At 62.5% G+C, this 26,592-nt stretch carries 22 protein-coding genes; 10 read left to right on the top strand and 12 right to left on the bottom strand.

Annotation, left to right across the window (positions count from 1 at the left end):
* Positions 1–2 precede the first annotated feature (2 nt).
* Both H281_RS0109460 and H281_RS0109455 read right to left on the bottom strand, forming a co-directional pair.
* Positions 3–962, bottom strand: coding sequence for a dihydrodipicolinate synthase family protein (locus H281_RS0109460; RefSeq protein WP_020066863.1), 960 nt, complete (start codon positions 960–962; stop codon positions 3–5).
* 49 nt (positions 963–1,011) lie between these two features.
* Positions 1,012–2,331: an MFS transporter gene (locus tag H281_RS0109455; RefSeq protein WP_020066862.1), complete on the bottom strand. Its 1,320-nt coding sequence runs from the start codon at positions 2,329–2,331 to the stop codon at positions 1,012–1,014.
* Positions 2,332–2,765: 434 nt separating this feature from the next.
* On the opposite strand from H281_RS0109455, the gene H281_RS0109450 reads away from it, so the two are divergent.
* The 3 genes from H281_RS0109450 (at position 2,766) to H281_RS0109440 (ending at position 5,315) form a co-directional block, all read left to right on the top strand.
* Positions 2,766–2,972: a hypothetical protein gene (locus H281_RS0109450; RefSeq protein ID WP_020066861.1), complete on the top strand. Its 207-nt coding sequence runs from the start codon at positions 2,766–2,768 to the stop codon at positions 2,970–2,972.
* A 166-nt stretch (positions 2,973–3,138) separates the two neighbouring features.
* Positions 3,139–3,288, top strand: coding sequence for a hypothetical protein (locus H281_RS36765; protein WP_020066860.1), 150 nt, complete (start codon positions 3,139–3,141; stop codon positions 3,286–3,288).
* Between the two features lie 884 nt (positions 3,289–4,172).
* Positions 4,173–5,315, top strand: a complete 1,143-nt coding sequence (locus tag H281_RS0109440) for a porin (protein WP_020066859.1) — start codon at positions 4,173–4,175, stop codon at positions 5,313–5,315.
* 87 nt (positions 5,316–5,402) lie between these two features.
* Here H281_RS0109440 and H281_RS0109435 read toward each other — a convergent pair whose 3' ends face one another.
* Both H281_RS0109435 and nhaR read right to left on the bottom strand, forming a co-directional pair.
* Positions 5,403–6,962: a methyl-accepting chemotaxis protein gene (locus H281_RS0109435; RefSeq protein WP_020066858.1), complete on the bottom strand. Its 1,560-nt coding sequence runs from the start codon at positions 6,960–6,962 to the stop codon at positions 5,403–5,405.
* A gap of 185 nt (positions 6,963–7,147) precedes the next feature.
* Positions 7,148–8,044 carry a transcriptional activator NhaR gene (gene nhaR / locus H281_RS0109430; RefSeq protein WP_020066857.1) on the bottom strand — a complete coding sequence of 299 codons (897 nt, stop codon included), beginning with the start codon at positions 8,042–8,044 and terminating at the stop codon, positions 7,148–7,150.
* A 146-nt stretch (positions 8,045–8,190) separates the two neighbouring features.
* On the opposite strand from nhaR, the gene H281_RS0109425 reads away from it, so the two are divergent.
* Both H281_RS0109425 and H281_RS0109420 read left to right on the top strand, forming a co-directional pair.
* The gene (locus tag H281_RS0109425) at positions 8,191–8,673 is read left to right on the top strand and encodes a CBS domain-containing protein (RefSeq protein WP_020066856.1); all 483 of its coding nucleotides are present in this window, start codon (positions 8,191–8,193) and stop codon (positions 8,671–8,673) included.
* Between the two features lie 86 nt (positions 8,674–8,759).
* Entirely contained in the window at positions 8,760–9,728 is a 969-nt protein-coding gene (locus tag H281_RS0109420) for a Tim44 domain-containing protein (protein ID WP_020066855.1), read from the top strand.
* A 90-nt stretch (positions 9,729–9,818) separates the two neighbouring features.
* Here H281_RS0109420 and H281_RS0109415 read toward each other — a convergent pair whose 3' ends face one another.
* Together H281_RS0109415 and H281_RS0109410 are read right to left on the bottom strand one after the other, a co-directional pair.
* Complete coding sequence (locus tag H281_RS0109415) at positions 9,819–11,684, bottom strand: extracellular solute-binding protein (RefSeq protein WP_020066854.1); 1,866 nt, start codon at positions 11,682–11,684, stop codon at positions 9,819–9,821.
* Positions 11,685–11,874: 190 nt separating this feature from the next.
* The gene (locus tag H281_RS0109410; protein WP_020066853.1) at positions 11,875–14,523 is read right to left on the bottom strand and encodes a PAS domain-containing hybrid sensor histidine kinase/response regulator; all 2,649 of its coding nucleotides are present in this window, start codon (positions 14,521–14,523) and stop codon (positions 11,875–11,877) included.
* 352 nt (positions 14,524–14,875) lie between these two features.
* On the opposite strand from H281_RS0109410, the gene H281_RS0109405 reads away from it, so the two are divergent.
* The 3 genes from H281_RS0109405 to H281_RS0109395 all read left to right on the top strand — a co-directional run bounded on the left by H281_RS0109405 (position 14,876) and on the right by H281_RS0109395 (position 19,412).
* Positions 14,876–17,140: a two-partner secretion domain-containing protein gene (locus H281_RS0109405; RefSeq protein ID WP_020066852.1), complete on the top strand. Its 2,265-nt coding sequence runs from the start codon at positions 14,876–14,878 to the stop codon at positions 17,138–17,140.
* A gap of 34 nt (positions 17,141–17,174) precedes the next feature.
* Positions 17,175–18,914, top strand: coding sequence for a ShlB/FhaC/HecB family hemolysin secretion/activation protein (locus tag H281_RS0109400; RefSeq protein ID WP_020066851.1), 1,740 nt, complete (start codon positions 17,175–17,177; stop codon positions 18,912–18,914).
* A gap of 204 nt (positions 18,915–19,118) precedes the next feature.
* On the top strand, positions 19,119–19,412 hold the full coding sequence (locus tag H281_RS0109395) for a GYD domain-containing protein (RefSeq protein ID WP_027778758.1): 294 nt from the start codon (positions 19,119–19,121) through the stop codon (positions 19,410–19,412).
* 165 nt (positions 19,413–19,577) lie between these two features.
* Here H281_RS0109395 and H281_RS0109390 read toward each other — a convergent pair whose 3' ends face one another.
* The 3 genes from H281_RS0109390 to H281_RS0109380 form a co-directional block, all read right to left on the bottom strand.
* Positions 19,578–20,108 carry a GNAT family N-acetyltransferase gene (locus tag H281_RS0109390; RefSeq protein WP_020066849.1) on the bottom strand — a complete coding sequence of 177 codons (531 nt, stop codon included), beginning with the start codon at positions 20,106–20,108 and terminating at the stop codon, positions 19,578–19,580.
* Entirely contained in the window at positions 20,105–20,695 is a 591-nt protein-coding gene (locus H281_RS0109385) for a helix-turn-helix domain-containing protein (protein WP_020066848.1), read from the bottom strand. The genes H281_RS0109390 and H281_RS0109385 overlap by 4 nt, the downstream gene beginning before the upstream one ends.
* 110 nt (positions 20,696–20,805) lie before the next feature.
* On the bottom strand, positions 20,806–21,726 hold the full coding sequence (locus tag H281_RS0109380; protein ID WP_020066847.1) for an AraC family transcriptional regulator: 921 nt from the start codon (positions 21,724–21,726) through the stop codon (positions 20,806–20,808).
* Positions 21,727–21,828: 102 nt separating this feature from the next.
* On the opposite strand from H281_RS0109380, the gene H281_RS0109375 reads away from it, so the two are divergent.
* Positions 21,829–22,578: an SDR family oxidoreductase gene (locus H281_RS0109375; RefSeq protein ID WP_020066846.1), complete on the top strand. Its 750-nt coding sequence runs from the start codon at positions 21,829–21,831 to the stop codon at positions 22,576–22,578.
* Between the two features lie 100 nt (positions 22,579–22,678).
* Here H281_RS0109375 and H281_RS0109370 read toward each other — a convergent pair whose 3' ends face one another.
* Positions 22,679–23,455 carry an SDR family oxidoreductase gene (locus tag H281_RS0109370; RefSeq protein WP_020066845.1) on the bottom strand — a complete coding sequence of 259 codons (777 nt, stop codon included), beginning with the start codon at positions 23,453–23,455 and terminating at the stop codon, positions 22,679–22,681.
* Between the two features lie 103 nt (positions 23,456–23,558).
* Here H281_RS0109370 and H281_RS0109365 point away from each other — a divergent pair, with 103 nt between their 5' ends.
* Positions 23,559–24,527: a LysR family transcriptional regulator gene (locus H281_RS0109365; protein ID WP_020066844.1), complete on the top strand. Its 969-nt coding sequence runs from the start codon at positions 23,559–23,561 to the stop codon at positions 24,525–24,527.
* A gap of 6 nt (positions 24,528–24,533) precedes the next feature.
* On the opposite strand, the gene H281_RS0109360 is transcribed toward H281_RS0109365, so the two are convergent.
* Positions 24,534–24,989: a type II 3-dehydroquinate dehydratase gene (locus H281_RS0109360; RefSeq protein WP_020066843.1), complete on the bottom strand. Its 456-nt coding sequence runs from the start codon at positions 24,987–24,989 to the stop codon at positions 24,534–24,536.
* Positions 24,990–25,061: 72 nt separating this feature from the next.
* Positions 25,062–26,438: an MFS transporter gene (locus H281_RS0109355; protein WP_020066842.1), complete on the bottom strand. Its 1,377-nt coding sequence runs from the start codon at positions 26,436–26,438 to the stop codon at positions 25,062–25,064.
* Positions 26,439–26,592: the final 154 nt, after the last annotated feature.

Raw genomic sequence — 26,592 nt, 5'->3', positions numbered from 1 at the left:
CGCTAGCGGCTCGAATCCAGTGCTGCGATGCGAGCGCGGAAATGCTCGGTGCCGGCCACGATCTTGTCGAGTATCGCATCCAGCGCCCAGAACCGTTCGCGGACGTCGTAGTCGATTACGCGGCAGCGAATCGAATTGAACGTGCCGATGCGCTGGTGGTACATCTTCGCAAGCGCGGGATAGCCGAGCGATTCGGAGACGGCGGCGAGCACGAGGAACGTCGCGAGTTCATCTGCGAGGGCAGGGTCCCGGGTCGCGTCGTTGCGCAGCCATTTGTACAGGTCAGTATGAAAGTTGGTGAACACGCCGTTAAAGCCTGCCGAACCGGCTTTCATCGCGTCCCACGCAATCGCCGCGTTGGCGTTGAGGATCTTCAGCGGCGAGCCTTGCGCCAGCGCGACGCGGCGCTTCACGGTCGCGAGATCGCAGCTCACGTCCTTCAGCATGATGAAGCGGCCAGTGTCGATGCATAGTTTTAGTTCGTCATCCGAAAGAAGTCGTCGATACGGTGCGGGGCACTCGTACAGGCCGAGCGGCAGGTCGGACGGAAGACGCGCGAGCAATCGCTTCAGATTCGCGGCGAATGCCTGCATGCCCTCGCGCGCGGGATCGAGCCGGTTGGTGACTAACACAATGGCTTGTGCGCCCGTCGCTGCCGCAACGTTCAGTTCTTCGGCTTGCGCGTCCGGATCGTCGCTGATGTGGCCGGACACCACGACAGGGATTCGCCCGGCGACCTTCTCGACGACGAATCGTCCAAGAGCGCCGCGCTCGGCGAGCGTAAGAAACTGCATCTCGCTCGACTGCGCGACCGCAAAAAGCGCGTCCGATCCCTGCGCGAGATACCATTCGATCAGACGTTCAAGGCCGGCGTAGTCGATCGCGCCCGAGTCGTCGAACGGCGTCAGCATCACGGGAACAATCCCTTCAATTGACACGGTGGGTGGCTTCGCGATTGTCATGTTGTTGTGCTCCAGAAGAATTTGATTGGACGGGCGAGAGGCGAACGGTTCATGCCGGTGCCTGGATCGTCTCGTTCGTGGCGGGCGTGTCGGCGATCGGCTTGCGCACCAGCAGCAGATAACTCATCGCGCCGATAAACGCGATGCCCGCGGCTGTCAGCAAGGCCGGCACGAACGACCACGTCTGCGCGATATAGCCGGTGAAAATCGGCGCGAGTGCGCCGCCGAGAAAGCCGCCGAAATTCTGAATCGCGCCGAGCGAGCCGACGCGGTTCGGCGGCGCGGCTGCTGTCGCGAGCGCCCACGAACTCGCGGATGCGGCGTTGGCGAGAAAGATCACGACCGAGATACACACGATTGCCAGCACGTTGCTCTCCACAAGCGCGGCCGGAATCGTGAACGCGACCATGCCCAGCATTGCAATGACCACGGCGTTACGGCGGCTCGCCACCGGGCTCGCGCTGCGGCTCGTGATGAGATCGGAAAACCAGCCGGCCGTGAGCGAGCCGAGGAAACCGCAGAAAAACGGCACCGACGCGGCGACGCCGGTGTGCATCAGGCTCATGTGACGCTCCATGGTCAGATAGCCTGGCAGCCATGTCAGATAGACCCAGTTCAGATAAACGGAGCCGAAAAAGCCGATCAGCATGCCCCACGTGGTGCCGTGCGAGAACAGCGAGCGCCATTCGGCGAACGTGACGGCCGGTGCAGGCTTACGGTCCGCTTCGTCGCCTTCCAGATAGCGGCGCTCCGCCTCGCTCATGGTCGCCTTGACCGGGTCGCGATAAACCGCAAACCATACGGCTGCAACGATCAGACCGGCCGCGCCGGTCGCGATGAATGCCCATCGCCAGTGGAAGTTCACGACGAGCACCGACAGGCAGAGCGGCGCGAGCGCGGTTCCGAGCGGTGACGCCGAATTGAAGATGCCGGTCGGCTTGCCGCGTTCGCGCAACGGAAACCAGTTGCTGACCACGCGGGCTGCCGACGGAAATTGAGGCGCTTCGCCGATGCCGAGCAGGATCCGCGCAAGCACGAACCAGCCGAACGTTGAGACGAAGCCGCCCGCGGCCTGCGCGAGCGACCACACGATCAACCCCATGCCGAGAAGTTTGCGCGGTCCTATCCGGTCGACAAGGCCGCCTACCGGCAACTGGAAGAGCGCATAGCTCCACGAGAATGCGGACAGCAGCAGTCCCATTTGCCCGAGCGTCAGGCCCATGTCGTGACGGATCAACGGATTGGCGACGGCGAGCGTTCCGCGGTCAAGATAGTTGACGATGCCGCTCACCATCAGCAGCGTGAGCGCCACGACCTGGGCGCGGCGGATTTTCGGCGGGGGCTGCTCGTGACTCGAGGTTGCGCTCATGATCGTTGTCTCCGTTTCATGTTGCGATTCAGGCGGGGCGCACCGATGCGATGTCGGGCGACCGTGAGTTGTGCGGCGATTCAAGCGGGCGCTGGCGGGGGTATGCCACCTTCGTGGTGGAGATCGGCGCTTGATCCCTTGCGTACCTTCAAACTGCAGACCACCAACTCTACTGTTAGCGCTTACATTTGAAACGCAAGCGTTCGCAGTTTTTACGACGGGAGCTCTTACGGCGGCCGGGGGATTGATGATAGCGCTTACATTTTGTGTCGCCTCGCTGGCAGGTGCAAGCTCGAAAAGCAGGTGGACGGGTAAACACTGACCATCACCGGCTGTTGCTAAAAGCCGCACAAAATGCAACGCGGCAGCAGGCACACGGTTTGCTCAGCGCTCGATGCCCTTGTGTCCACTCAGCTTCGATAACGAGAACAACCATGCAACCTGACCAGACTGCTACCGAGTTTCCCCAGTCGCAACCGCTGCTCGCGACTCCCCTCGCAGGCGTGAGCGAGGGCGCGGCTCACCGCCAGATCGGGCTGCTGCCGGCGGTGACGTTCTGCTTCGCGTGGCTATTCGGGCTGGAGCCGTTTCTTACTGGCGCCGCCGGCGATTCCTCGCAGCGCGGGCCGGACCGTCATTGATGTATGTGGGACGCCGCACTGACGCCTTGTGAAAATTTCACTTGTGGCTTCGGCGGTTTCTACATCGTCGCGCATGGGTGCGGCAGCACGCGCTGCGAGCGCCGTTCGCGGGAATAACGGTTGCGATGCTGTCGGCGGGAGTCCTTCCCGTCCACAGGAGCCTGTCATGCAAACCGATCCGACCGTCGATCCCGTAGCCGACCCTTCGAATCAGCCGCTCGACGCGCCAGAAGAGCAGCCGCGCCCGCTGCCCGGCACGCCGCCAGACACGGACCCGCTGACCCCAGGCAGCGCTCCCGACGACAAGGCACTCTAAGGCAGTCTCGCCAGCCGCCGCAGAGCATGGCAACAGCACTGCTGGAATTAGGGAATCTACGTGTAAAAAGGCGCACGGTCGTGCCGTTAATGTAGATGGAAGGCTGTTCGATGCATTGCCGTCCGCTTTCAGCACAGGGTGGGTCACGCGGCGGTCGGCGTCGCAGTTCACCTCCGGACACGCCCGTGCTGAAGGCTTCACTTACTAGCCATCAATACGTATTTATGCGGCATTTGTGCCGCACTTTCCCCACGACCGCCCGAAGCGCGGCTTTTCATTGGCTCGGCCGGAAGCGCTGCGGCCAACGTTCTCCGGTTGCTCACGGCGCCAGCAGTTCACGCAAATAATCACGTTGATTAAAGTCGCTGAATGCCGCGATAACCGGTTATCGCGAATAGGCGTGGATTAAAGCGACTATATCCAGTCAATTAAGTTCCCCGCCTTTTCAAATGATTGATCCCGCGCCCGTAATGACGCCCACACTGCGCAATTAATCATCAACTATTCATTCCGGAAGTGCGCTTTTCTACGCCGCGCATTACTTCGGCCGTATTACAGGCTGTTGCATTCGCACAACTTTAGTTATTGAAAAGTTGCAAATAATTTATGTCCGGAGCAGGTCGATGGCCTGACCCTCATTGCGATAACTTTCCCAAAAACAAAGACTTAGCCCCTAAGGGCAATCGATTATTGCCAAATCGGCAAGACCGTGTTGTGCGAATTGCGGGCGTCCGTTGTCCGGGTGGCCCCCTACACTCACGCTTCGTTTAGAGGGTGCCCCAGCCGGGCCAGAACGGTTCGGCGATAAGGGCGGTGGCGCGTTCGCGTACTACCGAGGCTGGTCCCGCTCCCCCGCGAAAATTTATCGAACAGGAGTCCCACGCATGAAAAAGAGTCTTATCGTCGTTGCGGTTGCCGCATCGTTCGCTTCCGTCGCTCACGCACAAAGCAGCGTCACCCTGTACGGTCTGCTGGACGCTGGCGTGACCTACACGAGCAACGTTGCTCACAACTCGAAGTGGGCAGCCGGCAGCGGCGGCATCGACCAGAGCCGTTTCGGTCTGCGCGGTTCGGAAGACCTGGGTGGCGGCCTGAAGGCAATCTTCACGTTGGAAAGCGGCTTTAACGTCAACAACGGCCGTTTCGCTAACAACAACGGCATGTTCAACCGTCAGGCATTCGTCGGTCTGTCGAGCGCGCAATTCGGTTCGGTCACGCTGGGCCGTCAATACGACGCAGCGCAAGACTTCCTGGCACCGCTGACTGCAACGGGCAGCTGGGGCGGCACGTACTTCGCGCACCCGTTCAACAACGACAACCTGAACACGAACGGCGGCTTCGCAGTTAACAACTCGGTCAAGTACTCGAGCGCTAACTACGCTGGCTTCACGTTCGGCGGCACGTACGGCTTCTCGAACCAGGCTGGCGCATTCGCAAACAACCGCGAATACAGCCTCGGTGCTGCTTACCAGTGGCAAGGTCTGCGTTTGGGCGCTGCTTACGCACAGCAGAACAACCCGGGCGCAACGAACGCTGCTGGCACGGCTAGCAACGGCGGCGCGACCGACGGCGGCTTCCTGGGCGCAACGGGCAACTTCCGTCAGCGTGAATTCGGTGCAGCAGGTTCGTACGCTTTCGGCCCGGCAACTGTCGGTCTGGCATGGACGCAATCGCGTATCGACAACGTTGCAGGCGTTCAGCAATCGCTGCGCGCTAACAACTACGAAGTCAACGGCAAGTACAACCTGACCCCGGCTCTCGGCCTGGGCGTGGCGTACACGTTCACCGACGGCAAGGGCTATGGCACTGCCGCAAACGGTGGCTCGACGTCGGTTCGTTACCACCAGATCGGCCTGCAAGCTGACTACGCTCTGTCGCGTCGTACGGACGTCTACGCTCAAGCCGTGTACCAGCACGCAATGGGCGACGGCGGTGTCGCTTCGATCTACAGCGGCGACATCACGCAAGCTCCGTCGTCGTCGAAGAACCAGACGGCTGCTACGGTCGGTCTGCGTCACCGCTTCTAAGCTTCAACAGAAGCTGCTTGTTGTACAAAAAGGTGCCGTTCGCGGCACCTTTTTTTATGCGCGTTCCGTTTGAACGCAACAGCCGGATCAGGCAGGCTGGCCGACTTTGAACACCGCGACAGCCTCGCGCAACTGCTCGGTCTGCTCATCGAGCGAACCTGCCGCGGCTGCAGCCTGTTCGACCAGTGCGGCATTGCGCTGCGTGACGTCGTCCATCTGGCGAATCGCGAGGTTCACTTCGCCGATGCCGGAACTCTGTTCATTCGACGCCGCCGCGATTTCGTTCATGATCGCCGTGACGCGGCCCACCGCCTCTACCACCTCGCCAATCGTACTGCCGGCCTTCCCGGCTAACGTCGAACCCTCGCCGACCTGCTCGACCGACTGGTCGATCAACACCTTGATCTCTTTCGCGGCTGTCGCGCTGCGCTGCGCGAGATTGCGGACTTCACCGGCGACGACCGCAAAGCCGCGGCCTTCCTCACCCGCGCGTGCTGCTTCCACGGCTGCGTTGAGCGCGAGAATATTCGTCTGGAACGCAATGCCTTCGATCACGCTGATGATCTCGCCGATCTTGCGTGAGCTGTCCGTGATGCCGGCCATCTTCTGAACGACGTCGTTGACGACTTCGCCGCCGCGCGCGGCGATGCTCGATGCGTCCTTTGCCAGTTCCGATGCAGTTGCTGCGTTGCCCGCGTTCTGCGTGACGGTCTTGGTGAGCTCGTCCATGCTGGCGGCGGTTTGTTGCAACGACGCGGCCTGTTCTTCGGTACGGCTTGACAGGTCCAGATTGCCCGCGGCGATTTCCTTCGAGGCGACCGTGATCGTTTCGGCCGAATTCTTGATGCGTGCGACGGTGGCTGCAAGCTGATCGCGCATTTCACGCAACGAGAACAGCAGGCTGGAGGTGTCGTCGCGGCGCAAATCGATACGTGTTGCGAGATCGCCGCGTGCGATGCGCGTGGCGATTTCCGCCGCAGCCGACGGTTCGCCGCCGATCGAGCGCGACACGTTGCGCACCACGCGCGACGCGACAAAGGACACGACTACGCCCAGCACCAGCAACATGCCGCCCGAGCGCAGCAGCGTGGCGTAGAACTCCGCCTGAATGTCGTCCATGTAAGCGCCGGCGATGAAGTCCCAGTTCCACGGCGCGAAGCGCTTCACGTAGCCGATCTTCTCGCTCGGCTTCGTGTCGCCGGGCTTCGGCCACCAGTAACGCAGATAGCCGGCGCCGGTGGCCGAACCGCCCGCGGCGGCGATGTCGTGATACAGCGCATTGCCCTTGGCGTCGCGAAAGCCGCTCATGTCCTTGCCGTTGAGTTGCGGGCTCATCGGGTGCGCGACCATCACCGAGTCGCTGCGCACAATCGTCACGTAGCCCGAGGTGCCGTAGCGCTGCGCATTGACGCGGGCAATGGCTTGCTGTTTCGCTTCGTCGACGGAAAGCTTGCCGGCGTCCGCCTGCTTCGCGTAGTCGGCGACAATCGAGGCCGCCATGTCGGTCACATCGGCCAGTGCCGAACGCCGTGCGTCCATTTGTGCGCTACGTGCTTCGAACGCGTTCACTACGGTGACGATCAGCAGCGCCGCCCAGCAAAGCAGCAGGGGCACCCATAACTTCTGTTTCAATGTCAGACGGTTCATTTATTGGATTCGACGGTTCGTTGAGCGCGAGAGATAGGAGCGCTTGCCAGGCAGCGCCATAGTTCGCATAACGGCTGTCGAAGCGGATTCTTTATCCCTGGCCAGACGGGTGTGTCGGCACCGCGCACCAAACAAATCAAATAGTTGCGCGGTGGTCACGGTGTTCGCGCGCACGGCGCGCGACGCTACGCATTGAACAGTTCGCTGCGCGCGGCGTCGATGATCGTCGCGACAGCCGGGTGACTAATGCGACGTTCGATCGAGATCGCGAAGAATTCCTCGACGATGGTGTTGATTTGCCCGACGGAAGTGAGTTTGTGTTCGGCCTGCAACTGGTTCTCCAGCACCGTCGGCGCGAAGAGCAGGCCGCGGCCTTCGCGTCCGAACGCGAGTGCCATCGCGCTATCGTCGAACTCGCCGACGATGCGCGGTGAGATGGCACGCGACGCGAGCCAGTGATCCAGTTTGCGGCGCACCGCCGATTCGGTGCCTGGCAGCAGAAGCGGCAACTGGCCGAGCGACATGGGAAAGCGCTTCCGCACGCCCTGCAGCAGCGCGTCAGCGCCAAAGCAGCTCAGGGTAGAGCGGCCGAGCGGGTGATTAAACGCCTTGATATTGACGTCGGCGGGAATGGGCGCGTCCGCGATGATCAGGTCAAGGCGGTGCACGGCCAGTTGAGCGAGCAGCGCGTGCAGCTTGCCTTCGTGGCAGATCACGCGCAGCGAAGCGGGCGCGCTCAGCGCGGGTTCGAGCAGCCGGTACGCAATCGCCTTGGGCACCGAGTCCGCAATGCCGACGCGAAACCTGGATTGCGTGCCGACCTCCTGCTCGCGCCGCACCGCGCTTTCCAGCTCGGAGCCTAGCGAGAAAATCTCGTCGGCGTAGTCGAGCGCCAGCCGGCCCGCATCAGTTAGTTCGAGCGTGCGCCCGCTCTTCTTGAAAAGCTTTTTATCCAGCGCTTCCTCGAGCAGTTTGATCTGCCCGCTCAGCGTTTGCGGCGTGATGTGAAGTTGCTCACCGGCACGGACGATGCCACCCGCGTGTGCCGCGACCCAGAAGTAGTACAGATGCTTGAAGTTCACGCTCCCTCCGTCAATCGAACGACGTTACGGTTTTTTCGAATGATCAGCAACAAAAATACGAATTTTCCGTTGTCTCCCATTCGGTTAGATTCAAGGCTCGGCCCGAGGCGTTAGCGGGCGGCAATTAGAGCTGACAGAGGTGACTTATGGCATCCGTTGCACAGTTTCTGCGTTCGAAAGCGTCCCAGACAGTCTGGTCGATCGAAGCGTCGGCGTCGGTGTACGACGCGATTGCGATCATGGCTCACCGGCAGGTTGGCGCGCTGATCGTGGCGCACGAAGGGCGCATTGCCGGCATCGTCACGGAGCGCGATTACGCGCGCAAGATCGTTCTAATGGACCGTTCGTCGCGTAATACGCCGGTTCGCGACATCATGTCGACGGCGGTGCGCTACGTCGGCCCGGAGCAGACGACCGAGGAGTGCATGGCAATCATGACCGGCCACCGCATACGGTATCTGCCTGTGATCGCCGCGGGGCAGGTGATTGGAATGGTGTCGATCGGCGACCTCATCAAGAGCCAGATGTCGGAGCAGGAACACACGATCCAGCAGCTGGAGCACTACATTCACGGCAACAGTTCGCAGTCCGCACATGGCGGAATGCAGGCTGGCCGATGGCAAGTTTAACGACGAAAAATTTTACTGTCCGTAAGGTAGCCGCGAAAAGGTGACGCGCGGCGCGGGCGGCCCCTGACACATCAAGAGAGGTTCATATGTATACGCAAACTATCGATCGCTTGCGGCGCGTTGCCGGCAAGGTGACACGCGGCACCGTAGCGCTCGGTCTCGCGGGCGTGCTCGCGCTTGGCGCGCTCGCGGCCAACGACGCGCAAGCGAAGCGCGTGGGCGGCAGTCAAAGCATTGGGCGCCAGTCGCAGATGGCGTCGCCGTCCGCTCCGGCGCAACGAAGCCAGCAAGCTCAACCGGCGCAACAGGCCGCGCAGGCGCCGGCCGCCACGCCGGCGCGCAACCGCTGGCTTGGTCCGCTGGCAGGCCTCGCCGCCGGCTTTGGTATTGCCGCGCTGCTGTCGTCACTTGGCCTGGGCGCGGGGCTCGCGCAAATGCTGTCGAACGTGCTGCTGATCGGTCTCGTGGTCGTTGCCGGCGTGATGCTGTTCAGGTTCATCGCCAATCGGCGTCGCCCGGATCTGGCGTATGGACACGGCGCCGCGAACCGGTCGCAGACCAACGGCTCGCCGCTTCACAACCAGGCCGGTCACGCGCGTCCGGACACGAACTTTTTCGGCATGCAGCGCGCCGCGACGAATCCGGCCGGAGCAACGGGCACGGTGACGGCGCCCGTGCAACCGCTCGGGCTCGATCAGGCCGAGTTGGTGGCGTTGGCGAAAAACATGTTCATGCGTCTGCAAGGCGCATGGGACCGCAACGACCAAGGCGACCTGTTCGAATTGACCACGCCGGAAATGTTCGCGCAAATCAAGCGTGATCTGGAAAGCCGCGGCAGTGAGCCGAATCGTACGGAAGTGCCGCAACTGGAAGCCGAAGTGCTGGGCGTGGAAAACACCGCGGACGAGACGCTCGTCAGCGTGCGCTTCTACGGCCAGATGCGTGAAGACGGCGCAGCGGCTGCCCAGCCGTTCCAGGAGGTGTGGAACATTGTTCGCAGCGTACAGGGCGACCAGGCGTGGCGGCTTGCGGGCATTCAGCAGCTCGACCGTTAAGGAAACGGGTGTTAATTCGCGAGGGCATCTATTAATGGATGCTCCCCGCGAGCATGAGAAAGCGGCTAATGGGCCACTGACTATTGCGCTCTATCTCGCATTGGCCGAACTCTTTTTCCACCATGTCGACAGCACCCATTCGTCGGCGGCGAAATATAGCGGAAGCTTCGCGGGATAGCCGAGGTCGCGACTATATGCGATGCGGTGACTTGCGGAATACCAGTGCGGGATCACGTAGTACCCATTCATCAATACCCGGTCGAGCGCGTGTGTCGCGTCGGCAAGTTCCTGATGCGTTTGCGCCGATACCACTCGTCGCAGAATGGCATCGATAGCCGGCGACTTCACGCCGGCCAGATTGTCGGAACCCTGCTGATCCGCATACTTGCTGCCGAAACGCGAAAGCTGTTCGGTACCCGGCACCTGGACATCGGGCAATCGCACGGTTGTCATGTCGAAGTCGAACGCGTCGAGGCGCTTTTGCACGAGCGCAAAATCCGCGGTGCGGAAATTCATCGTAATCCCCAGCTTCTGCAGATTGCGGCCGAACGCGGCGGCGACCGGCTCCATTGACGTGCCGCTACCGCTGTCGTCAAGAAGTTCGAACACGAACGGCTGCCCATTCATGTTGCGCAGCGCCCCGTTGCGATAAGTCCAGCCCGCCTGCGCCAGCAGTTGGCGCGCCTTGACGAGATTGGCGCGCAGCGAACCGGGCGGATCGATGTCGGGCTGTTGCGGCATCTCGCCGAACACGGCCGGGTCTAGCTGTCCGCGCAAAGGCTCCAGAATCGCTAGCTCGCCTTCGCCTGGCTTACCGGTCGCCTGCAAGTCCGTGTTGGCGAAGAAGCTGCCAGTGCGCTTGTACTGATCGAAAAACAGCTGACGGTTGAGCCACTGGAAGTCGAGCGCGAGATCGAGTGCCTGACGTACCCGCACGTCGCGGAAAATCGGCCGTCGCAAATTGATGAAGAAGGCTTGCATGCCGACGCCGTTGTGGTGAGGAAACTCGCGCTTGATCAGCTCGCCGTTGTCAAAGCGCTTGCCGACGTCGCGCCGCACCCAACTCTGCGCGACGTTCTCGACCAGCACGTCGTACTCGCCTGCCCTGAACGCCTCCAGCTTCGCGACTGCGTCGGAATACAGCTTGTAGTCGATGCGCGCAAAGTTGTGCGTGCCCACGCGCACCGGCAGCGAGGCGCCCCAGTAATTGGGGTTCCGCCTGTAACTGATGGTGCGGCCGTTGTCGTATTTGTCGATCAGATAATCTCCGCTCGCTATCGGCTTCTCGAACGCGAGTTGATCGAAAGGAATGCGCGTGCCGTCCGGCCTCATGCCCCACTTGCGCGAAAACACCGGGATTCCGCCTGCGAGCAGCGGCATTTCGCGCGTCGCAACCTTGTAGTCGAAACGGATCGTGAGGCGGTTGACGACCACGGCCCGCGCGATCTGCGCGAAGTACACCGAGAACTGCGGCAGAGCCTGCGGACTCTTCAGCGTGTCGAACGAGAACTTGACGTCCTCGGCAGTGACCGCGTCGCCATTTGAAAAGCGCGCTTGCGGATTGATGTGGAAGGTGGTCGAAAGGCCATCTGGCGCCACGTCCATGTCGTCGGCGAGCAGGCAATACGCGCTCGCGACTTCGTCGGAACTGCCGGTGGTCAGGCTCTCGAACATTAGCCCGAGTCCGGGCGCCGGATTGCCGCGCAGCGTGAATGGATTGAATTTATCGAAGCTCGTCAGGCGATCGGGGTTCGCGAGAACAAGCGTGCCGTCGCGGGGTGCGTCGGGGTTCACGTAATCGAAATGCTTGAAGTCCGCCGGATATTTGGGCTCGCCATATTGTGCGATCGCGTAGACGGCGCACGCCTGATTCGTGATCGACATGGCCGATCCGCCGAGCACGAGCGCGACCAGCAGGCGCCGGATGTCGCGCGCGCGAAACCTCGTGTGAGTCATAAACTCCCTTGGCGCAATGCTCCAATTCGTAGGTGAATTGGACCGCCACGCGCCGCCGGCGTTTCATGCAGCGAGTCGCCCTAGCGACGTTATTGCATTGAGATGGCGGAATCGGGCGCCCGCCGTCAGCGCCGTTCAACTCGTGAGGGCGGGAGCCCGCGTTGCAAAAAATTGCGCAAATCTGCGCAGGTTAGTCCGCATGCGGCGATGCCGCAGCCGGCGCCAACTCCGCGAGCAGCGACATCAGATATTCAATGTCTACCGGCTTGACGAGATGATGGTCGAACCCAGCGGCCTGCACCCGCAGATGATCGTCCGCCTGGCCGTAGCCCGTTACCGCGATCAGCACCGGCCGGACTTCGCCCTTCAGGCGGATCAGCCTGGCGAGTTCATAGCCGTCCGTATCGGGCAGCCCGATGTCGAGCAACGCTGCGTCCACAGGCTCCGCTTCGGCTTGCGCGAGAGCGTCGCTGGCGCAGTAGGCGACGCTGACGTGATATCCCTCGCTCTCGCAAAGCAGCGCGAGTGAGTCGGCGGCGTCCTTGTTGTCGTCGACGATCAGCACATGCAGCGAAGCGCGCTCCGCATGCGAATGACCCCCGGCCGACGGTTCGTCGTGCAGCGGCGCAGGCACTTCGGGCGCGTGGCAGAGCGGCAGCCTGATCGACACCGTGGCGCCGCGGCCGGGTCCGGGACTCGCAATGTCGATCGAGCCGCCGTGCAATTCGACAAGCTTCTTCACGAGCGACAAGCCGATGCCGAGGCCGCCATGCGCCCGGTCCAGCGTTCGCTCGCCTTGTGCGAACAGATCGAAAATATGCGGCAGAAGATCGGGCGAGATGCCGCTGCCGTTGTCTTCAATGGTGACGGTGGCGAAGCGTTCGTCGGCGAGTGCGGTCACGCACACGTTGCCGCCGGGGTCCGTGTACTTGCACGCGTTGTTCAACACGTTGACGAGAATCTGCGACAGCCGCAGCGGGTCCGCGTGGAGCCAGACCGGGGTGGGCGGCAGCCGCACGGTGAGGTGCTGGCCGCGCGAGCTCGCCATTGACGACACCGTTTCGAGCGCACCATACACCGCCGCGCCGACCAGTAGCGGCTCGCGTCGAAGCACGATGCGGCCGTGCGTGATGCGCGAGACTTCGAGTAGATCGTCGACGAGTTGCGCCATGTGATCGACCTGCCGGCTCAGCATGCCGACCAGTTCGCCGGCCTTCAGGCCGGCTTCTTTCTCTCGACGCAGTAAGGCGATGGCATTGCGCATCGGCGCGAGCGGGTTGCGCAGTTCGTGCGCGAGCATCGCGAGAAATTCGTCTTTGCGGCGATCCGTTTCGCGCAATGCGAGTTCCAGCGTTTTGCGCTGCGTGACATCCACGGCGCTCGCAATGACGCGCCACGGGCGGCCGTCGGCGTCACGCTGCAACACGGCCTGGCTTTGCAGCCAGCTTTCCCTGTTACCCAACGAAATGCGAAATTCCAGTGGTTTGTCGAATTCGCCGGTAAGCGCGACGCGGCGCATCGCTGCGTCCACCGACGCGCGGTCTTCGGCGTGCACGCGATGAAGCGCCGCGTCGTAGCTGAGCGCGCTCGGCGCGGCTTGCACGCCAGGCACCGCGTCGACGCTGTCCCAGCAGAGCGTCCATGAATCGAGCGACAGATAGCCAATCGTCATTCTGGCGGCGCGCATGGCCACCTGCAGGCGCAGATTGCGCTCTTCGAGCGCGGCGGCTGCGGCGCGTTCGTCGGTGACGTCCGTCGCCATGCAAAACCATTCGCGCAACGTGCCGTCGTCGTCGCGTAAAGGCGCGGCCCGCGCGACCAGCGTCCGCCAACTGGAGTCGCGCCGGCGCAGCCGGAACGTCATCGAGCCCGGCATCTCGGTCTTCATGATCTGCGACCACTTCTCGCGAGCGCTTTCCTGGTCGTCCGGGTGAACGAGGTCGAGCCATTCGCAACCCGCGGTCATGCCGTCCTGCGCCGCGAATGACTGCCAGTTGCCGAGCTGATGCGTCTTCCCCTGTGCATCTGCGATCCAGGTGAGTTCGGAACTCGCTTCGACGAGCGCGCGATAGCGCTGTTCGCTGCGTTCACGTTCTGTCTGCGCGTCGTGCTGTTCGGTGATGTCGTATGTCACGCCGAATACGCGCTCGATTTCCGAGCCGGTTCCGCAGTCGGTCTCGCCGCGTGTTCGAAGCCACAAGCGCTGCCCATCCTCGAGCTGGATCGGAAAGTCCAGTTCGAACGGCACACACTGATGCAGGCGGCCGGTCAGCTCGCGCGCGAACCAGGCGCGATGACTTTCGGGGATTCTGTCGAACAGCCATTGCAGCGGCACTTCCGCCTGCTCGGGATCGAGCCCGTAAATCTGCGCCAATTGAGCGCTGATTCGCGCGGTGCGGCTGCCCATGTCCCATTCCCACGCGCCGACACGCGCCGCGTCCAGCGCGAAGCGCAGACGCCGTTCGCCGACCTCGTAGGCTTCGCCGGCCTTCACGAAGTCGTCGATGTCCATCGCGATGCCGCACGCGCCGGACACGACGCGCGCCTCGTCGAAGATCGGCCGTATGCGCAGTTTGTGCCAGCGGTATTTACCGTCGAAACGCTGCAGGCGCGCATTGACCTTCACGCTCTCGCCGTCGGTGAGCGCGGTGCGCCATGCATCGTGCACTTTCTTGACGTCGGATTCGAGGACGAACTGGTCCCAGTGCAACGTCGTGTTGGGCGCGAACGGATTGCCGAGATATTTGCGGCAGGCAAGGTTGGCATAGGTAACGGTTCCGCGTGCTTCGGCAGTCCACACAAGAGCCGGAACCTGATCGGCAATATCGTTGTTGCTCATTGCGTTATCAATCGCACTGTTCGTACTGCTTCCAGGAGAACGTCTGCTCGCATCCCAAGTGAGATTGAAGCGCCGCCCAGCACGGGCTACGCGAAGTTAATCGTCGTTTGCACGGTGCCTGGCTGCTATTGGGGAAATCATGGGTTTGCGCATTCGCATTGCCGCACGCGCTGTTCCCGGCGTGGCCAATTCTGCAGACGTTTAGGCACATTCCGTCGATATCCCGCTCACCTGGCCTCATTGTGCTCCTGAAACCGGCTGTAATAATACGGCGTGCGTGCAGCGGTCATGTGGCGCCATAACCGCAAGAGATCAGACAATGCGGCGCCCATCGAGTGGGACAGGAGACGAGATGATCAAGACTTCGCCGGCAGGGTATGACCTGGGAAACTCACGTCGGCGAGGTGCGCGCATTGCGCTCCTGCCGCTTGCTGCGGCGCTGCTGTGCTGCGTCGCTTCAATCGAGGCGCGCGCCGCTGGTGCGCTGCCCGCTGGCGGAAGCTTCGTCCGCGGAAACGGCTCCATCAGCGGTGACGGCACGACGGTGACCATCAATCAGGGTTCGAGCCGGGGCGTCGTCGACTGGAATAGCTTTTCGATAGGCAGCGGCAACCGCGTCGTGTTCGCCAACGGTAACGGCTCGACGCTCAATCGCGTCACGGGCGGCTCTCCGTCCGCCATCATGGGTACGCTCACGGCCAGCGGCAGCGTCTACCTGATCAATCCCCAAGGCATCCTTGTCGGCTCGGGAGGCGTAATTTCGACGAACGGACGTTTCGTCGCGTCGACGCTCAACGTCGTCGACATCGACGCATTCATGAACGGCCAGCCGTTGACACTCGCGGGCAATTCCGGCGCGAGCATCGTCAACATGGGGACGATCGGATCCGGCACCGGCGATGTGTTTCTCATTGCGCGGCAACGGGTGGCCAACGCCGGCACCATCAGCGCGCCGAATGGCACGGTGGAACTGGCAGTCGGACAGCAGGTGTTGCTGCAGGACTCGTCCTCGGGCAGGCAGGTGTTCGTGCAACCGGGCCAGCAGGGCGCGGGCGGGACCATCGCGAATAGCGGCTTGATCGAGGCGGCGCAGGTCAGCCTGCAAGCCGTCGACGGCAACATCTACGCGCTTGCCGGCAACAACGAAGCGATCCGCGCAACGGGCACGACCACACGCGACGGACACGTGTGGCTCGTTGCGGGACACGGCACGCTGCAGCCAGGCGGCACGATCGAGGCAACCGGCGGCACCGTCGACATGAGCGCGGACACAGTGGCATTTCCGACCGGCGGCGCGACGGTCCGGGCTAACCAGTGGAACATCGCGACACCGGCATTCACCGTAGACGGCAACGCGGCGCAAGCGCTTTCCACGAGTCTCGGCACCGGCACATCGGTTAACGTGCAAACGACCGGCGCGAACGGCAGCACCGGCGACATCAACGTGAACTCGGGAATCGGCTGGCAGGGCAACGCCTCGTTGACGCTTGCTGCGTATCGCAACCTGACGATCGCACAAGGTGCAACCGTCGGCAACCAGGGGGGCGGGAGCCTGACGTTGCGCGCGGACTCCGCCAGCATCGACAACGGTGGCAGCGTGGCCAATCGCGGTGTGATCGACTGGTCGCGCAGCACGGGCCTCGTCAATGCGCTCTACGACATGAACGGGACGTACAGTCCCGGCACGTTGCTGGCCAATACCGCATGGGCTGCCGCGGCCGGCAGCGGTCAGATCACGCAGATCACCGCCTACAAGCTGGTCAATAACGTGACGGACCTCCAGAACATTTCTCAGGATCTGGCGGGTAATTACGCGCTCGGCACGGACATCGACGCGACCGGCTACACATTGACGCCGATCGGCAACCATACGACGCCTTTCACCGGCCAGTTCGACGGCATGTGGCACAACGTGCGCAACGCAAAGATCGAGATTGCCGACTTCAGCACGGATTATTCGGCCGGCCTCTTTGGTCTTGTCGGGCAAACCGGCGTGCTGCGCGACGTCGGTGTGGAAAACGGTTCGGTGAGCACGAGCCACTCGGGCAGCGGCCTGCTCGCCGGCGTGAACCAGGGCACGATTGCGAATGCGCATTCGACCGGCGTGGCCATGGAACTCTTCCAGAACGGCACCACGTTCGGCGGGCTGGTCGGCCGCAACGACGGCAATATCGAGCGCTCGTGGAGCAGTGCCTCGGTCTCGGGCTCGGACGCGAACGGCGGACTCGTCGGCTACAACCTCGGTTCGATCACGCAGTCGTATGCAACCGGCAGCGTCAGTCCGGTTTTCTCGACGGGGTACGGCGGCGGGCTGGTCGGCATCAACGAAGGAACCGTCGCGCAGTCGTTTGCGACAGGCGCGGTTCAAACGCAACGCATGCCGACGCACGGCGTGATTGCGTTCGGCTCGGGCACGCTCGCGCCGGACGTCTACTGGAACAAGGAGACGACAGGGCAGCCCGCGAGTGGCGGGAGCTTGCCGCCGTCGAACGGCCTGACCACCGCGCAAATGAGCGACCCGGCGAACTTCGCGGGTTATGACTTCGGACCGAACGGCGTATGGGCGATGCCGTCTGGCGCGACGCAACCCGTGTTGCGCTGGCAGCTTGCCCATTAGGCGGCGCACTTCATTCGCGGATGAGCCGTCGCGCGTGCCGCCCCTGCGGTGGGCGCTGGTGACGTCATGCCTGCTGGCGGCTCTTCAGTCTTCGCCGGGGTTCGCGCAGGCCTGGCGCGACGTCGCTCCGCGGCCGGCGCCGCCGACTCCGCGCAGCGCGCCGTCGCAACCTTCCGCGCAGTCCGAAGCGCAATCCGCGCAAGTCGCGGTGGCGAAGCTCGAAGGTCTGGTGTTCGAACCCGCGGGCGCGAATGCGCCAGCGGCGGCCACACACCCAGGCATTGCCGCCGAGTCGTTGCCCGAACTCGACCCGGCTTTTCTCCGCACGTTCGAGGCCGATCTCGGCGAGCCGCTCACCTTTGGACGGCTCGCTGAAATCCGCCGCGCCGTGGTCGAGCACTATCGAGCCGCCGGCAAACCGCTCGTGGATGTCTTTGTGCCCGAGCAGGACGTAAGCTCTGGCGTCGTGCGTATCGCAGTCGCGGAATTTCGCCTGGGACAGCTGCGCACGAGCGGCAACCGCTACTTCTCCGACGATCTGCTGAAACGCGAGATGCCGCTCGAAGCCGGCGGGCCGATTCTGCAATCGGACGTATCGCTGGGTCTGGCCGTGCTCAACGCAAATCCTTATCGACGCGTGGATGCCGTCTTCGCGCCAGGCGAAGCGGCGAATTCGACCGACGTCATTTTGCAGACCGACGACCGCCTGCCGCTGCGGGTGAACGCCGGGTACGACAATGCGGGTGTGCGCGACCTCGGCCGGGACCGTTTTTTCGCAGGTATCGACTACGGCAATCTGTTTGGTCTCGACCAGCACATCGCATATCAATTCACGGCCAGTAATGATTTTTTCAGCGGCAATCCGGACATTGAAGGACGCGCCAATCGCGCGCGTTTCACCGCCCACGCGCTGAGCTATATCGCGCCTCTGCCGTGGCACGACAGCATCGAACTGTTCGGCGTCTATGCGCAAAGCACGCCGCGCCTGCCGGACAGTTATGGGCAAACCGGCATTTCGGCGCAGATGAGTTTCCGTTACGACTGGCGTTTGCCGACGACGGCGGATGCGGCGCAACTCGTTCAGCTCGGGTATGACTTCAAGCGCAGCAATAACGATCTGGAATTCGGCGGCTTTCAGGTGTTCAACTCGAACACGCACATACACCAGTTTCTGCTCACGTACGACTTCAGCAAGCCGGGCGATGCGGGAGCAGCGCATGCCTCCGCAACGCTTGTGGCAAGTCCCGGCAGATTGGACGGCTCCAACAACGACGCGGCGTTCGCCACGGCGCGGCACGGCGCGACAGTGCGCTACGCGTATCTGCAACTCGCTGCGCAGCGCGCTTTCGCGCTTGGCGGCGGCTTTACGTTGAGCGGGCGAGGCGCGTTCCAGTGGACGCCGAACACGCTGTTGCCAAGCGAGGAAATGGGGCTGGGAGGAGAGTCTAGCGTGCGAGGTTACGAGCCGTATGTCGTGCTGGGCGATCGCGGCTGGAACGTGCAGACCGAATTGCGCGCGCCCGCGTTGCCGTTCGGCACGAGCAGCGCGGCGGCGCAACCCTTTGTGTTCATCGACGCCGGCCATGTGTGGAATCGCATCGACCAACCTGCGGAGACAGGTAACGGTTCGCTGGTCAGCGTCGGCGCGGGAGTGCGTTTTCAATGGTCGCGTTTCGTCGATTTCCGCTGCACTTACGGCGTGCCGCTTCGTGCACCGACGCCGGGCGGTTCCAAAGCGCCGATGGTACTTCTCTTCGTTTCAATCGGCAGTTAAAGCGCAGCGGGCACGGCACAAATCGCTGCCATTGAGTCTCGACAAATACTTAGCGTAACTGACGGCTAGTGATCGACGATTTTTCACTAGATCGGTTGCATATACTTGGCTTACGCGCGGGATGCTTGTCCAAAGTGCGTGAGCGCGGAGCCGTTCGCGTTCGTCTTGCGCGTCTGGGTCCCGGCAGGAAGTGAGGGGAACGTCATGGCGACATATGTTGTTCTTGCACAATTTACTGACCAAGGCATACGCAACGTGAAAAACAGCGCGCAACGCGCTGGTCAGGCTGCGGAAATGGCCAGGAGCTTTGGCTGTGAAATGAAGGAGATCTATTGGACGATGGGGCAATACGACATTGTCACCATCGTTGAAGCACCGGACGAGCAGAGCTTTCTGTCGTTCGGCCTTGCGCTAGGATCAGCGGGGAACGTCAAGACGCAAACGCTTCGCGCCTTCTCCGCCGACGAATTCAGCGCATGTATCGGCAAGCTTCCATAAGACGGTTCGCATCAGCCTGGCGAAGCGTGAGGCCTCACCGACTATTGATCCGTCGTGCGGCGATCGGAGGGCGGTTCGCATTCAACGGTGGCCGCCTCGGATCTTTCAAACGTGAGGTTGACGGAGCGCGCCCCCAACGGCCACGCTGGATTCAGCGCTGAACGCCTACCCCAGTTGCTTATGGAAGAACGTCGTACCGCAGAACCTTCCGTCAGGCATCAACGCATAGTTGGGCACGTCTCCCACGCGCTGCCAGCCTGCGCGTTCGTAAAGTCTCTCGGCGTCTCCGCCCGTCACCGTGTCGAGCACGAGCACGGACTTGCCGGCACGCCGCGCTTCTTCGTCGACGGCTGTCATGAGCCGCGCGGCAATGCCTTGGCGCCTCGCTGCACGGCAAACGAGCATCTTCGCGACGTCCGCGCGATGCGGCTGATTTTCAGGTTGCGCAGTGACGAGTTGCACGGTACCGACGAGCTTGCCGTCCGCGGATTCAGCGACAAGAAGGATTCTTTCGTTGCGCGCTACGCCATTGGCCACCTGCTTCCAGAATTGCAGCGCTGTTTCTTTCGAAATGGGCAACATGAAGCTGACCGACGCGCCTCCTTCGACGCAGTCGATCAGTAGATCGGCGAGCCGATCGGCGTAGCGCATTGCTTCGTCAGCGCCGACGCGCCGAACGGCTATTGTTTCAGTCATCTTTCGTTCCGCGAGTCGGAGGGCAAAGTGCACAACGCTACGAGATAGCGAGCGCGCCGGCGCGACGTGTTACGAAAACGAATCGGGCTGTCCAGTTTCATGGTGAGACAGTCGCCGGTTTCGAGTTGCCATTGCCGTTCTCCCACCGTGATTTCCATCGAGCCGTCTATTAGCCATATCTGTTGATGGATATCGGCGTCGCGCGCGCTTGTGTCGTAACTCACTTCCTTGCCGCGCGGAAAATCCACTTCTACCAACTGGATAGACGAATACGCGGGCGGCGACACGTTACGCCGTATGTATCCTGAAACAGGGTCTTTCCATACCGGCTGATCGCGCAACGACGAATGCGGAGAAAGCTCGGTTGCCGAAGCAGCATCTGGATGCTCGAAGAGCGACGCGAGCGGAACGCCGAGTGCGGTTGCGAGTTTGTCGAGCACGACCGCGGTCGGACTACTTTCCCCGCGCTCGATAAGCGAGATGTTGGAGCGGCTCACCGAACTTCGCTCGGCGAGCGTCTCCAGCGACCACGCTTTTGCGTCGCGCAGTTCGCGAATGCGTCGCGCGATGATCTGGTGAACGTCCATGTTCCAGTTTAATGGAGAGAATTGTCCGGTAAACTAGATGGCGTGACCTGGCTTGTCAAGTCGTTGACCGACGCGGCGCGACGTGACGCGGCGCATACAGGCACAACCCGCTACGAATCCGCGTTTGCGGCGGCTTGCTCGTCGCGCGCATATTGGGTTGGCGGCCGGCCGACGTGCCGCGTGAAGGCGACGCTAAATGTGCTTGCGGAACTGTAGCCGACGCGTTCTGCAATCTCCGCAATGCGCCCCGCGTTCCGTCGCAACATGTCCTTTGCGAGCGCCATGCGCCAGGTGAGCAGATATTGCATCGGCGCTACGCCGACCTCGCGACTGAACCGTTCGAAGAACGTCGAGCGCGAGAGGGCGGCCTCTTTCGCAAGCTCGGCGACCGTCCACGCGTGCGTCGGGCGCTGGTGCATGCCGCGAATCGCGGCAGCGAGCCGGCAGTCGGAGAGCCCGCAAACCAGACCCGGCGATGCGTTGGTTTTTGCGGATGAGCGCAGCGCCTCGATCAGCAACACCTCCAGCAGTCGCGAGAGCACGACTTCACGCGCGGGTCGCTGCTCGCGCGATTCTTCTCGCACAAGGTCAACGAGCGTGGCGAGCCGCTGCTCGCCACGCACATGCACGAGTTGCGGCAGCAGCGAAACCAGCAGCGACGCATCAGGTGAACCGAAGGTGCAATGTCCCGCCATCATTCGTGCGTCGATCTTGTTGCCAGGCGCGCCGATTCTGAACTCGCCATTTCCGAGCGCCATGGGCGCGGGCGTCTCGATGCCCGGCGGCGGAGGCTGAAGGCTCGACATGGCGACGCCGTAGGCTGCGGGAATCAGAACGAAATCGCCGGACGTCAGTTCGATTGGATCGTGCCCGTCGATCGCGATGCGGCATCCGCCTTCGAGTATGACGCAATAGAACGGTTGCCCCGCGTCCGAGCGACTGATGCGCCAGGGACTCGCGCCGAAAACCAGCTTCGAGAAGCGCGCACTCGGCTGCAGCAGCGTCACCACTTCGGCAAGTGGGTCGGTCATGGTCGGACTCTCGCAAATGAAATTCGGACGTTTGATTGTAGCGAGTACGGCCCGAGCAATCTATCGTACGAGCAGTCGTCAACCTTTCCCACAGGAGTTTCAATGCAAACCGTGCTTATCACTGGCTGCTCTTCCGGTTTCGGTCGCGAGATTGCCCGCTATTTTCTCGCTCAAGACTGGAACGTCGTGGCGACCATGCGCACGCCACGCGCGGACGTGCTACCGCCTTCGGAGCGCCTGCGCATACTGGCGCTTGACGTTACGAACCCGGACAGCATCCGCGAGGCCGTTGAGGCGGCGGGGCCGATCGACGTGCTCGTCAACAATGCGGGTATCGGTGCGGCATCTCCGGCTGAGTTGACTCCGCTATCGACGGTGCATGAGGTGTTCGAGACCAACACGTTCGGCACGATCGCCATGACGCAGGCCGTGCTGCCGCAGTTCCGCAAGCGCTGCGCCGGCGTCGTCGTGAACGTGACCTCAAGCGTGACGTTGAGGGCACTGCCGCTGCTCGCCGCGTATCGCGCAAGCAAAGCAGCAGTGAATGCATTTACCGAGTCGATGGCGCTGGAACTCGAGCAATTCGGCGTTCGGGCACGTCTGGTGTTGCCGGGCCGCGCGCCCGATACCCGCTTCGGCGAAAACGCGCGCGCCAACATGCACGGGTTTGAGCATGAGGCGTACGAGGATCTCGGCAAGAAGGTCTTTGCGCAGTTCGCGGATACGTCCTCGCACATCACGCATGCGGAGGACGTCGCCAAAGCGGTGTGGCGCGCCGCGACCGATCCGTCAGCCCCGATGCACATTCCAGCTGGTGCCGATGCTGAAGAATGGGCGTCTGCGGCTCGCTGAACCGGCTGCCGTCGAACGGATTTGCCCGAAGCGATGCAGCGCCGCAGCGATCGGTTTCCTGATCGACACCGTTTGTTGCATGCGCTCGGCGCGCACTCTTTCACACGAGCCGCGATCCGCCGTCGACGTTGAGCGTCGCCCCGTTCATCCAGCCGTTGGTCATGAGAAAGAGGACGCTCGCGCCGGCTTCGTCCGCCGTGCCTAACCGCTTTAACGGCAGCAAATTGCGCATCGACTCGACAACCGCATCGCGGTTCGCTCCTAGCGCCTTGCTGAAGATCGGTGTGTCGATCGGCCCGGGCGACAACGTGTTGACGCGAACCGGCGCGAGTTCCAGCGCAAGGCCCCGGGCGAAAGCCTCCATCGCGGCGGAAGCAGCGGCGAGCACTGCCGTCCCGTTTGCGTTGGGGCGGTCGGCGAGCGCGCCTGAGATCAGCGTGATCGAACCGTCCTGGCTCAGACGGTCGCCCACCGCGCGCACCGCATGGACCGCGGACCACATCCGCTCGTCGAACGCGCGGCGCAGATAGTCGACCTCGGCCTCGCGAACCTTGCCCGCCACGAAGGTGCCGGCCAGCAAGACCAGATGATCGACTCGCGCGATGTCACGCAGCGCGGCTTCGAGCGCAACGCCGTCGGTAACGTCGGCCGCGCGCCAGCCGTCGAAGCCGTGCTTCGTGGCCACTTCTTCCGTGCTCGCCGCGTTGCGACCGACCACGATCACGTGTGCGCCGGCGGCCTTGGCCTGAGTCGCGGCCGCGAGGCCGATACCCGACGTGCCGCCGACAATCACCACGGTCTTGCCTTCGAGTTGTCCGCGCAGCGACTGGCCGCCTGCGACGTTGCTGAAAGTGCCGATGCTCGATGCGTTGCTCATGTTGTTCTCCGTTGAAGACGCCATCGTGGCGTCGTTGGAGAACAGATTAAATTGAAGCTGTGGCCTTGATAATTGGGTTGAGATTCGCTTTAATCATGCCATCATGGAACAAATTGGAATTGAACGACTGACGGGCCTGATCGCCTTCGCGCGGGCTGCTTCGCTCGGCAGCTACACAGCGGCGGCGCGAGCGCTGTCGGTTTCGCCGTCGGCGGTCAGCAAAAGCGTGCAGCGGCTCGAACAGCACTTCGGGTTGCGACTCTTCAGCCGGACCACGCGCTCGCTCACGTTGACGCCGGAAGGCCGCGACCTGCTCGAACGCGCGCAGCGCCTGCTGCGCGAAGCGGAAGACATCGAGCAGGCAGTGGTCGCCGCCCGCGCGGAGCCCGCGGGCACCATTAAGGTCACGGCACCGCTGCCGGTTGGCGTTCATATCCTCGCGCCAGCGCTGCCCGGCTTTCGCGCGCGATATCCAAAGGTGAATGTCGATTTGCGCCTCGGCGATCAGTATGTGGACCTCATCGCGGAAGGCGTCGATATCGCAATACGTGCTGGCGACCCCGGCGATTCGCGGCTGATCTCGCGTCACCTTGCGCCGCACCGGCTTTGCACGTTCGCATCGCCCGAGTATCTGCGTCGACGCGGCGAGCCTCGGCATCCCGACGAGCTCAAGGCACACGAGTGCGTGAATTTCCGTTATCAGAGCACCGGTCAGGCGGCGCGGTGGCCGTTCCAAACGGGCAAGAGCGTGCTGGAGATTGTGCCGGACGCGCCCATTACCATCGACGTCAGCGACGCAGTTGCAGCGGTTGTGGTCGCGGGCGGCGGCATAGGCCTTTCACCGACTTATATCGCGGCGCCGTATGTGAAGCGCGGCGAACTGGTACCGGTCATGTACGAGTTTGCGCACGCCCGCCATCCGCTGACTGCGCTATGGCCGGAGAGCCGGCGCGGCAATCCGAACGTGAAGGCGTTCGTTGCGTTTCTCGCCGAAGTCTTTCCGTCTCCGGCTCCGTGGGACCAGCTCATCGAGGCAGTTGCCCGCGCGCGCAAGCTTGAACGCGGACAGTAAAGCGCGCTAGTCGAATGCCGGTGTTTTCCCGAGCGCCATTGCCATCGCCTGCAATGCAACCACGTAACCATTTGCGCCGAGACCGCAAATCACCCCCGTCGCTGCACGCGAAATCAGCGAGTGCCGATACGTCTCGTCGCGTTTATGGATGTTGGTGATGTGCAGCTCGATCAACGGTTGCTGGATAAGTTTGACGGCGTCGAAGACAGGCACCGACGCAAACGAGAAGCCCGCCGGGTTGATGATGACTGCAGCGTTGCGCTCGAACGCCTCCTGCAACCAGTCGACGAGCGTCGCTTCGCTATTGGTCTGGCGGAAGTCACATGTCAGCGACAGTTGCTCAGCGAGCGCCTCGACCCGCTGCTGTATCTGCGCAAGCGTGGTCGCGCCGTAGAGATGCGGCTCGCGCTTGCCGAGCATGTTCAGGTTCGAGCCGTTCAGCACATAGACGAGGTCGGTCATATCGGTTTGCCTGTTTCATAAAAGCGGAAGTTGCGTGATGCGTGACAAGAAGACGCGAAGGCGGGACAAGCCTCAGGTGCGGCGCCCATTGCCGATGCCGGCCGATACATAGCCCGCATCGCCCGTCACTGCGGAAGTGGAATCCGTGCGGTTCATGTCGATGCCTAGCGTTTCGCGCGCCGTCAGGATCGCGATCAGTGAAATGACGTTGAAGGCGACGCACACGGCCACGACGCCCCACGGCGAACCGTGGCAAACCGAGAACAGCCACACCGCGAGCACTGGCATCGGCCCTCCTGCGATGAGATTCGCGCCGGTGTAGGCGAGCGCCGAACCGGAATAGCGCACGTTAGTCGGGAAGGCTTCCGCGAATGCGACGGGTTGAATGCCGCTCTGGAACTGCGTGAAGCCCAGGAAAAAGCCCATGGCCGCAAGCATCGGCACGAAGCTCTTCGTGTCGAGAATCTGGAAGTAGACAAACAGCATCAGCAGCGTTGCCGTGGAACCAATGGCGAGCGCCTTGCGGCGGCCGATCCGGTCGCTCAGCATGCCGCCGGCAAGCGCTCCGACAATCGCGCAGACGTTCGCGCCCATCAACAGCAGAAAGCCGGTTTGCTTCGGGATGGCAAGCGTCTTCGTGATGTAGCTGAGCGAGAACACGACGATCAGATAAAAGATCGCAGCGGGCCCGCAGAAGAACAGCATCCAGCGCAGAACGGTTCGCCAGTGCAGACGCAGCGCGTCACGTAGCGGACTGCTCACGTGCACGACCTCCGTTTTGCGTAACTCGACGAAAGCCGGCGTCTCGCTGACCTTCAGGCGGATATATACGCCGACGATCACCAGCACGAAGCTCAGCACAAACGGTATGCGCCAGCCGTACGAGTCGAACGCGCTTGCCGACATCGTGGACGCGAGCAATAGAAGCACGCCGTTCGCCATGATCTGGCTGAGCGGCGAGCACAAGCCCAACAGGCCGGAATACTTGCCGCGGCGATCCGCACTGGCGTGTTCGATGGCCATCAACTGCGCGCCCGTCGATTCTCCACCCAGCGCGAAGCCCTGCAGAATGCGCAGTACGACGAGCAGAATCGGCGCCCATACGCCGATGCTGGCATAGGTGGGCAGCAAGCCCATCATCATCGAAGCGAGACCCATCACCGTGACCGTGCCGAGCATCAGGTTGCGGCGCCCGAGCTTGTCGCCAAGGTGTCCGCAGATGATCGCGCCGAGCGGACGCGCGGCGAGACCCACGCCGAACGTTGCCAGCGAAGCCAGCAAAGCGGAGGTGGAGTCCATCGACGGGAAAAACAGTTTGGGCAGTACCGTTGCGGCCAATGCGCCGTAGAGCGTGAAATCGAACCACTCCAGTGCGGTGCCGATTGCAGCGGCGGTCACCGCGCGTGTGCGCATCGCCGCGGATGTGCCGTGTTGTGCGTCATGTGCCATGTTGTCTCCTTGACCTGCCGCCGTGCAAAACGTGCCGTGCGGAATATGGCGGAAGTGCCGACGGTCGCCGCCGTCCGCTGCTCTCGCGCTTTATAAATTGCTGTTTGCCGGGACTCCTGGGGGCGTTGGGAATCTCGTGAACCAAGGTTAGCAT

The sequence above is a fragment of the Paraburkholderia caledonica genome, assembly GCF_000383275.1.
Classification (GTDB): domain Bacteria; phylum Pseudomonadota; class Gammaproteobacteria; order Burkholderiales; family Burkholderiaceae; genus Paraburkholderia; species Paraburkholderia caledonica.
The sequence above is the reverse complement of the archived record's forward strand: the minus strand, read 5'-3'. Positions and strand labels throughout refer to the sequence as shown.

Bases quoted from the DNA above. Each gene is read 5' to 3' on its own strand.
- H281_RS0109460 (WP_020066863.1), bottom strand. From the start codon at position 962: ATGACAATCGCGAAGCCACCCACCGTGTCAATTGAAGGGATTGTTCCC.
- H281_RS0109455 (WP_020066862.1), bottom strand. From the start codon at position 2,331: ATGAGCGCAACCTCGAGTCACGAGCAGCCCCCGCCGAAAATCCGCCGC.
- H281_RS0109450 (WP_020066861.1), top strand. From the start codon at position 2,766: ATGCAACCTGACCAGACTGCTACCGAGTTTCCCCAGTCGCAACCGCTG.
- H281_RS36765 (WP_020066860.1), top strand. From the start codon at position 3,139: ATGCAAACCGATCCGACCGTCGATCCCGTAGCCGACCCTTCGAATCAG.
- H281_RS0109440 (WP_020066859.1), top strand. From the start codon at position 4,173: ATGAAAAAGAGTCTTATCGTCGTTGCGGTTGCCGCATCGTTCGCTTCC.
- H281_RS0109435 (WP_020066858.1), bottom strand. From the start codon at position 6,962: ATGAACCGTCTGACATTGAAACAGAAGTTATGGGTGCCCCTGCTGCTT.
- H281_RS0109425 (WP_020066856.1), top strand. From the start codon at position 8,191: ATGGCATCCGTTGCACAGTTTCTGCGTTCGAAAGCGTCCCAGACAGTC.
- H281_RS0109420 (WP_020066855.1), top strand. From the start codon at position 8,760: ATGTATACGCAAACTATCGATCGCTTGCGGCGCGTTGCCGGCAAGGTG.
- H281_RS0109415 (WP_020066854.1), bottom strand. From the start codon at position 11,684: ATGACTCACACGAGGTTTCGCGCGCGCGACATCCGGCGCCTGCTGGTC.
- H281_RS0109410 (WP_020066853.1), bottom strand. From the start codon at position 14,523: ATGAGCAACAACGATATTGCCGATCAGGTTCCGGCTCTTGTGTGGACT.
- H281_RS0109405 (WP_020066852.1), top strand. From the start codon at position 14,876: ATGATCAAGACTTCGCCGGCAGGGTATGACCTGGGAAACTCACGTCGG.
- H281_RS0109395 (WP_027778758.1), top strand. From the start codon at position 19,119: ATGGCGACATATGTTGTTCTTGCACAATTTACTGACCAAGGCATACGC.
- H281_RS0109390 (WP_020066849.1), bottom strand. From the start codon at position 20,108: ATGACTGAAACAATAGCCGTTCGGCGCGTCGGCGCTGACGAAGCAATG.
- H281_RS0109385 (WP_020066848.1), bottom strand. From the start codon at position 20,695: ATGGACGTTCACCAGATCATCGCGCGACGCATTCGCGAACTGCGCGAC.
- H281_RS0109380 (WP_020066847.1), bottom strand. From the start codon at position 21,726: ATGACCGACCCACTTGCCGAAGTGGTGACGCTGCTGCAGCCGAGTGCG.
- H281_RS0109375 (WP_020066846.1), top strand. From the start codon at position 21,829: ATGCAAACCGTGCTTATCACTGGCTGCTCTTCCGGTTTCGGTCGCGAG.
- H281_RS0109370 (WP_020066845.1), bottom strand. From the start codon at position 23,455: ATGAGCAACGCATCGAGCATCGGCACTTTCAGCAACGTCGCAGGCGGC.
- H281_RS0109365 (WP_020066844.1), top strand. From the start codon at position 23,559: ATGGAACAAATTGGAATTGAACGACTGACGGGCCTGATCGCCTTCGCG.
- H281_RS0109360 (WP_020066843.1), bottom strand. From the start codon at position 24,989: ATGACCGACCTCGTCTATGTGCTGAACGGCTCGAACCTGAACATGCTC.
- H281_RS0109355 (WP_020066842.1), bottom strand. From the start codon at position 26,438: ATGGCACATGACGCACAACACGGCACATCCGCGGCGATGCGCACACGC.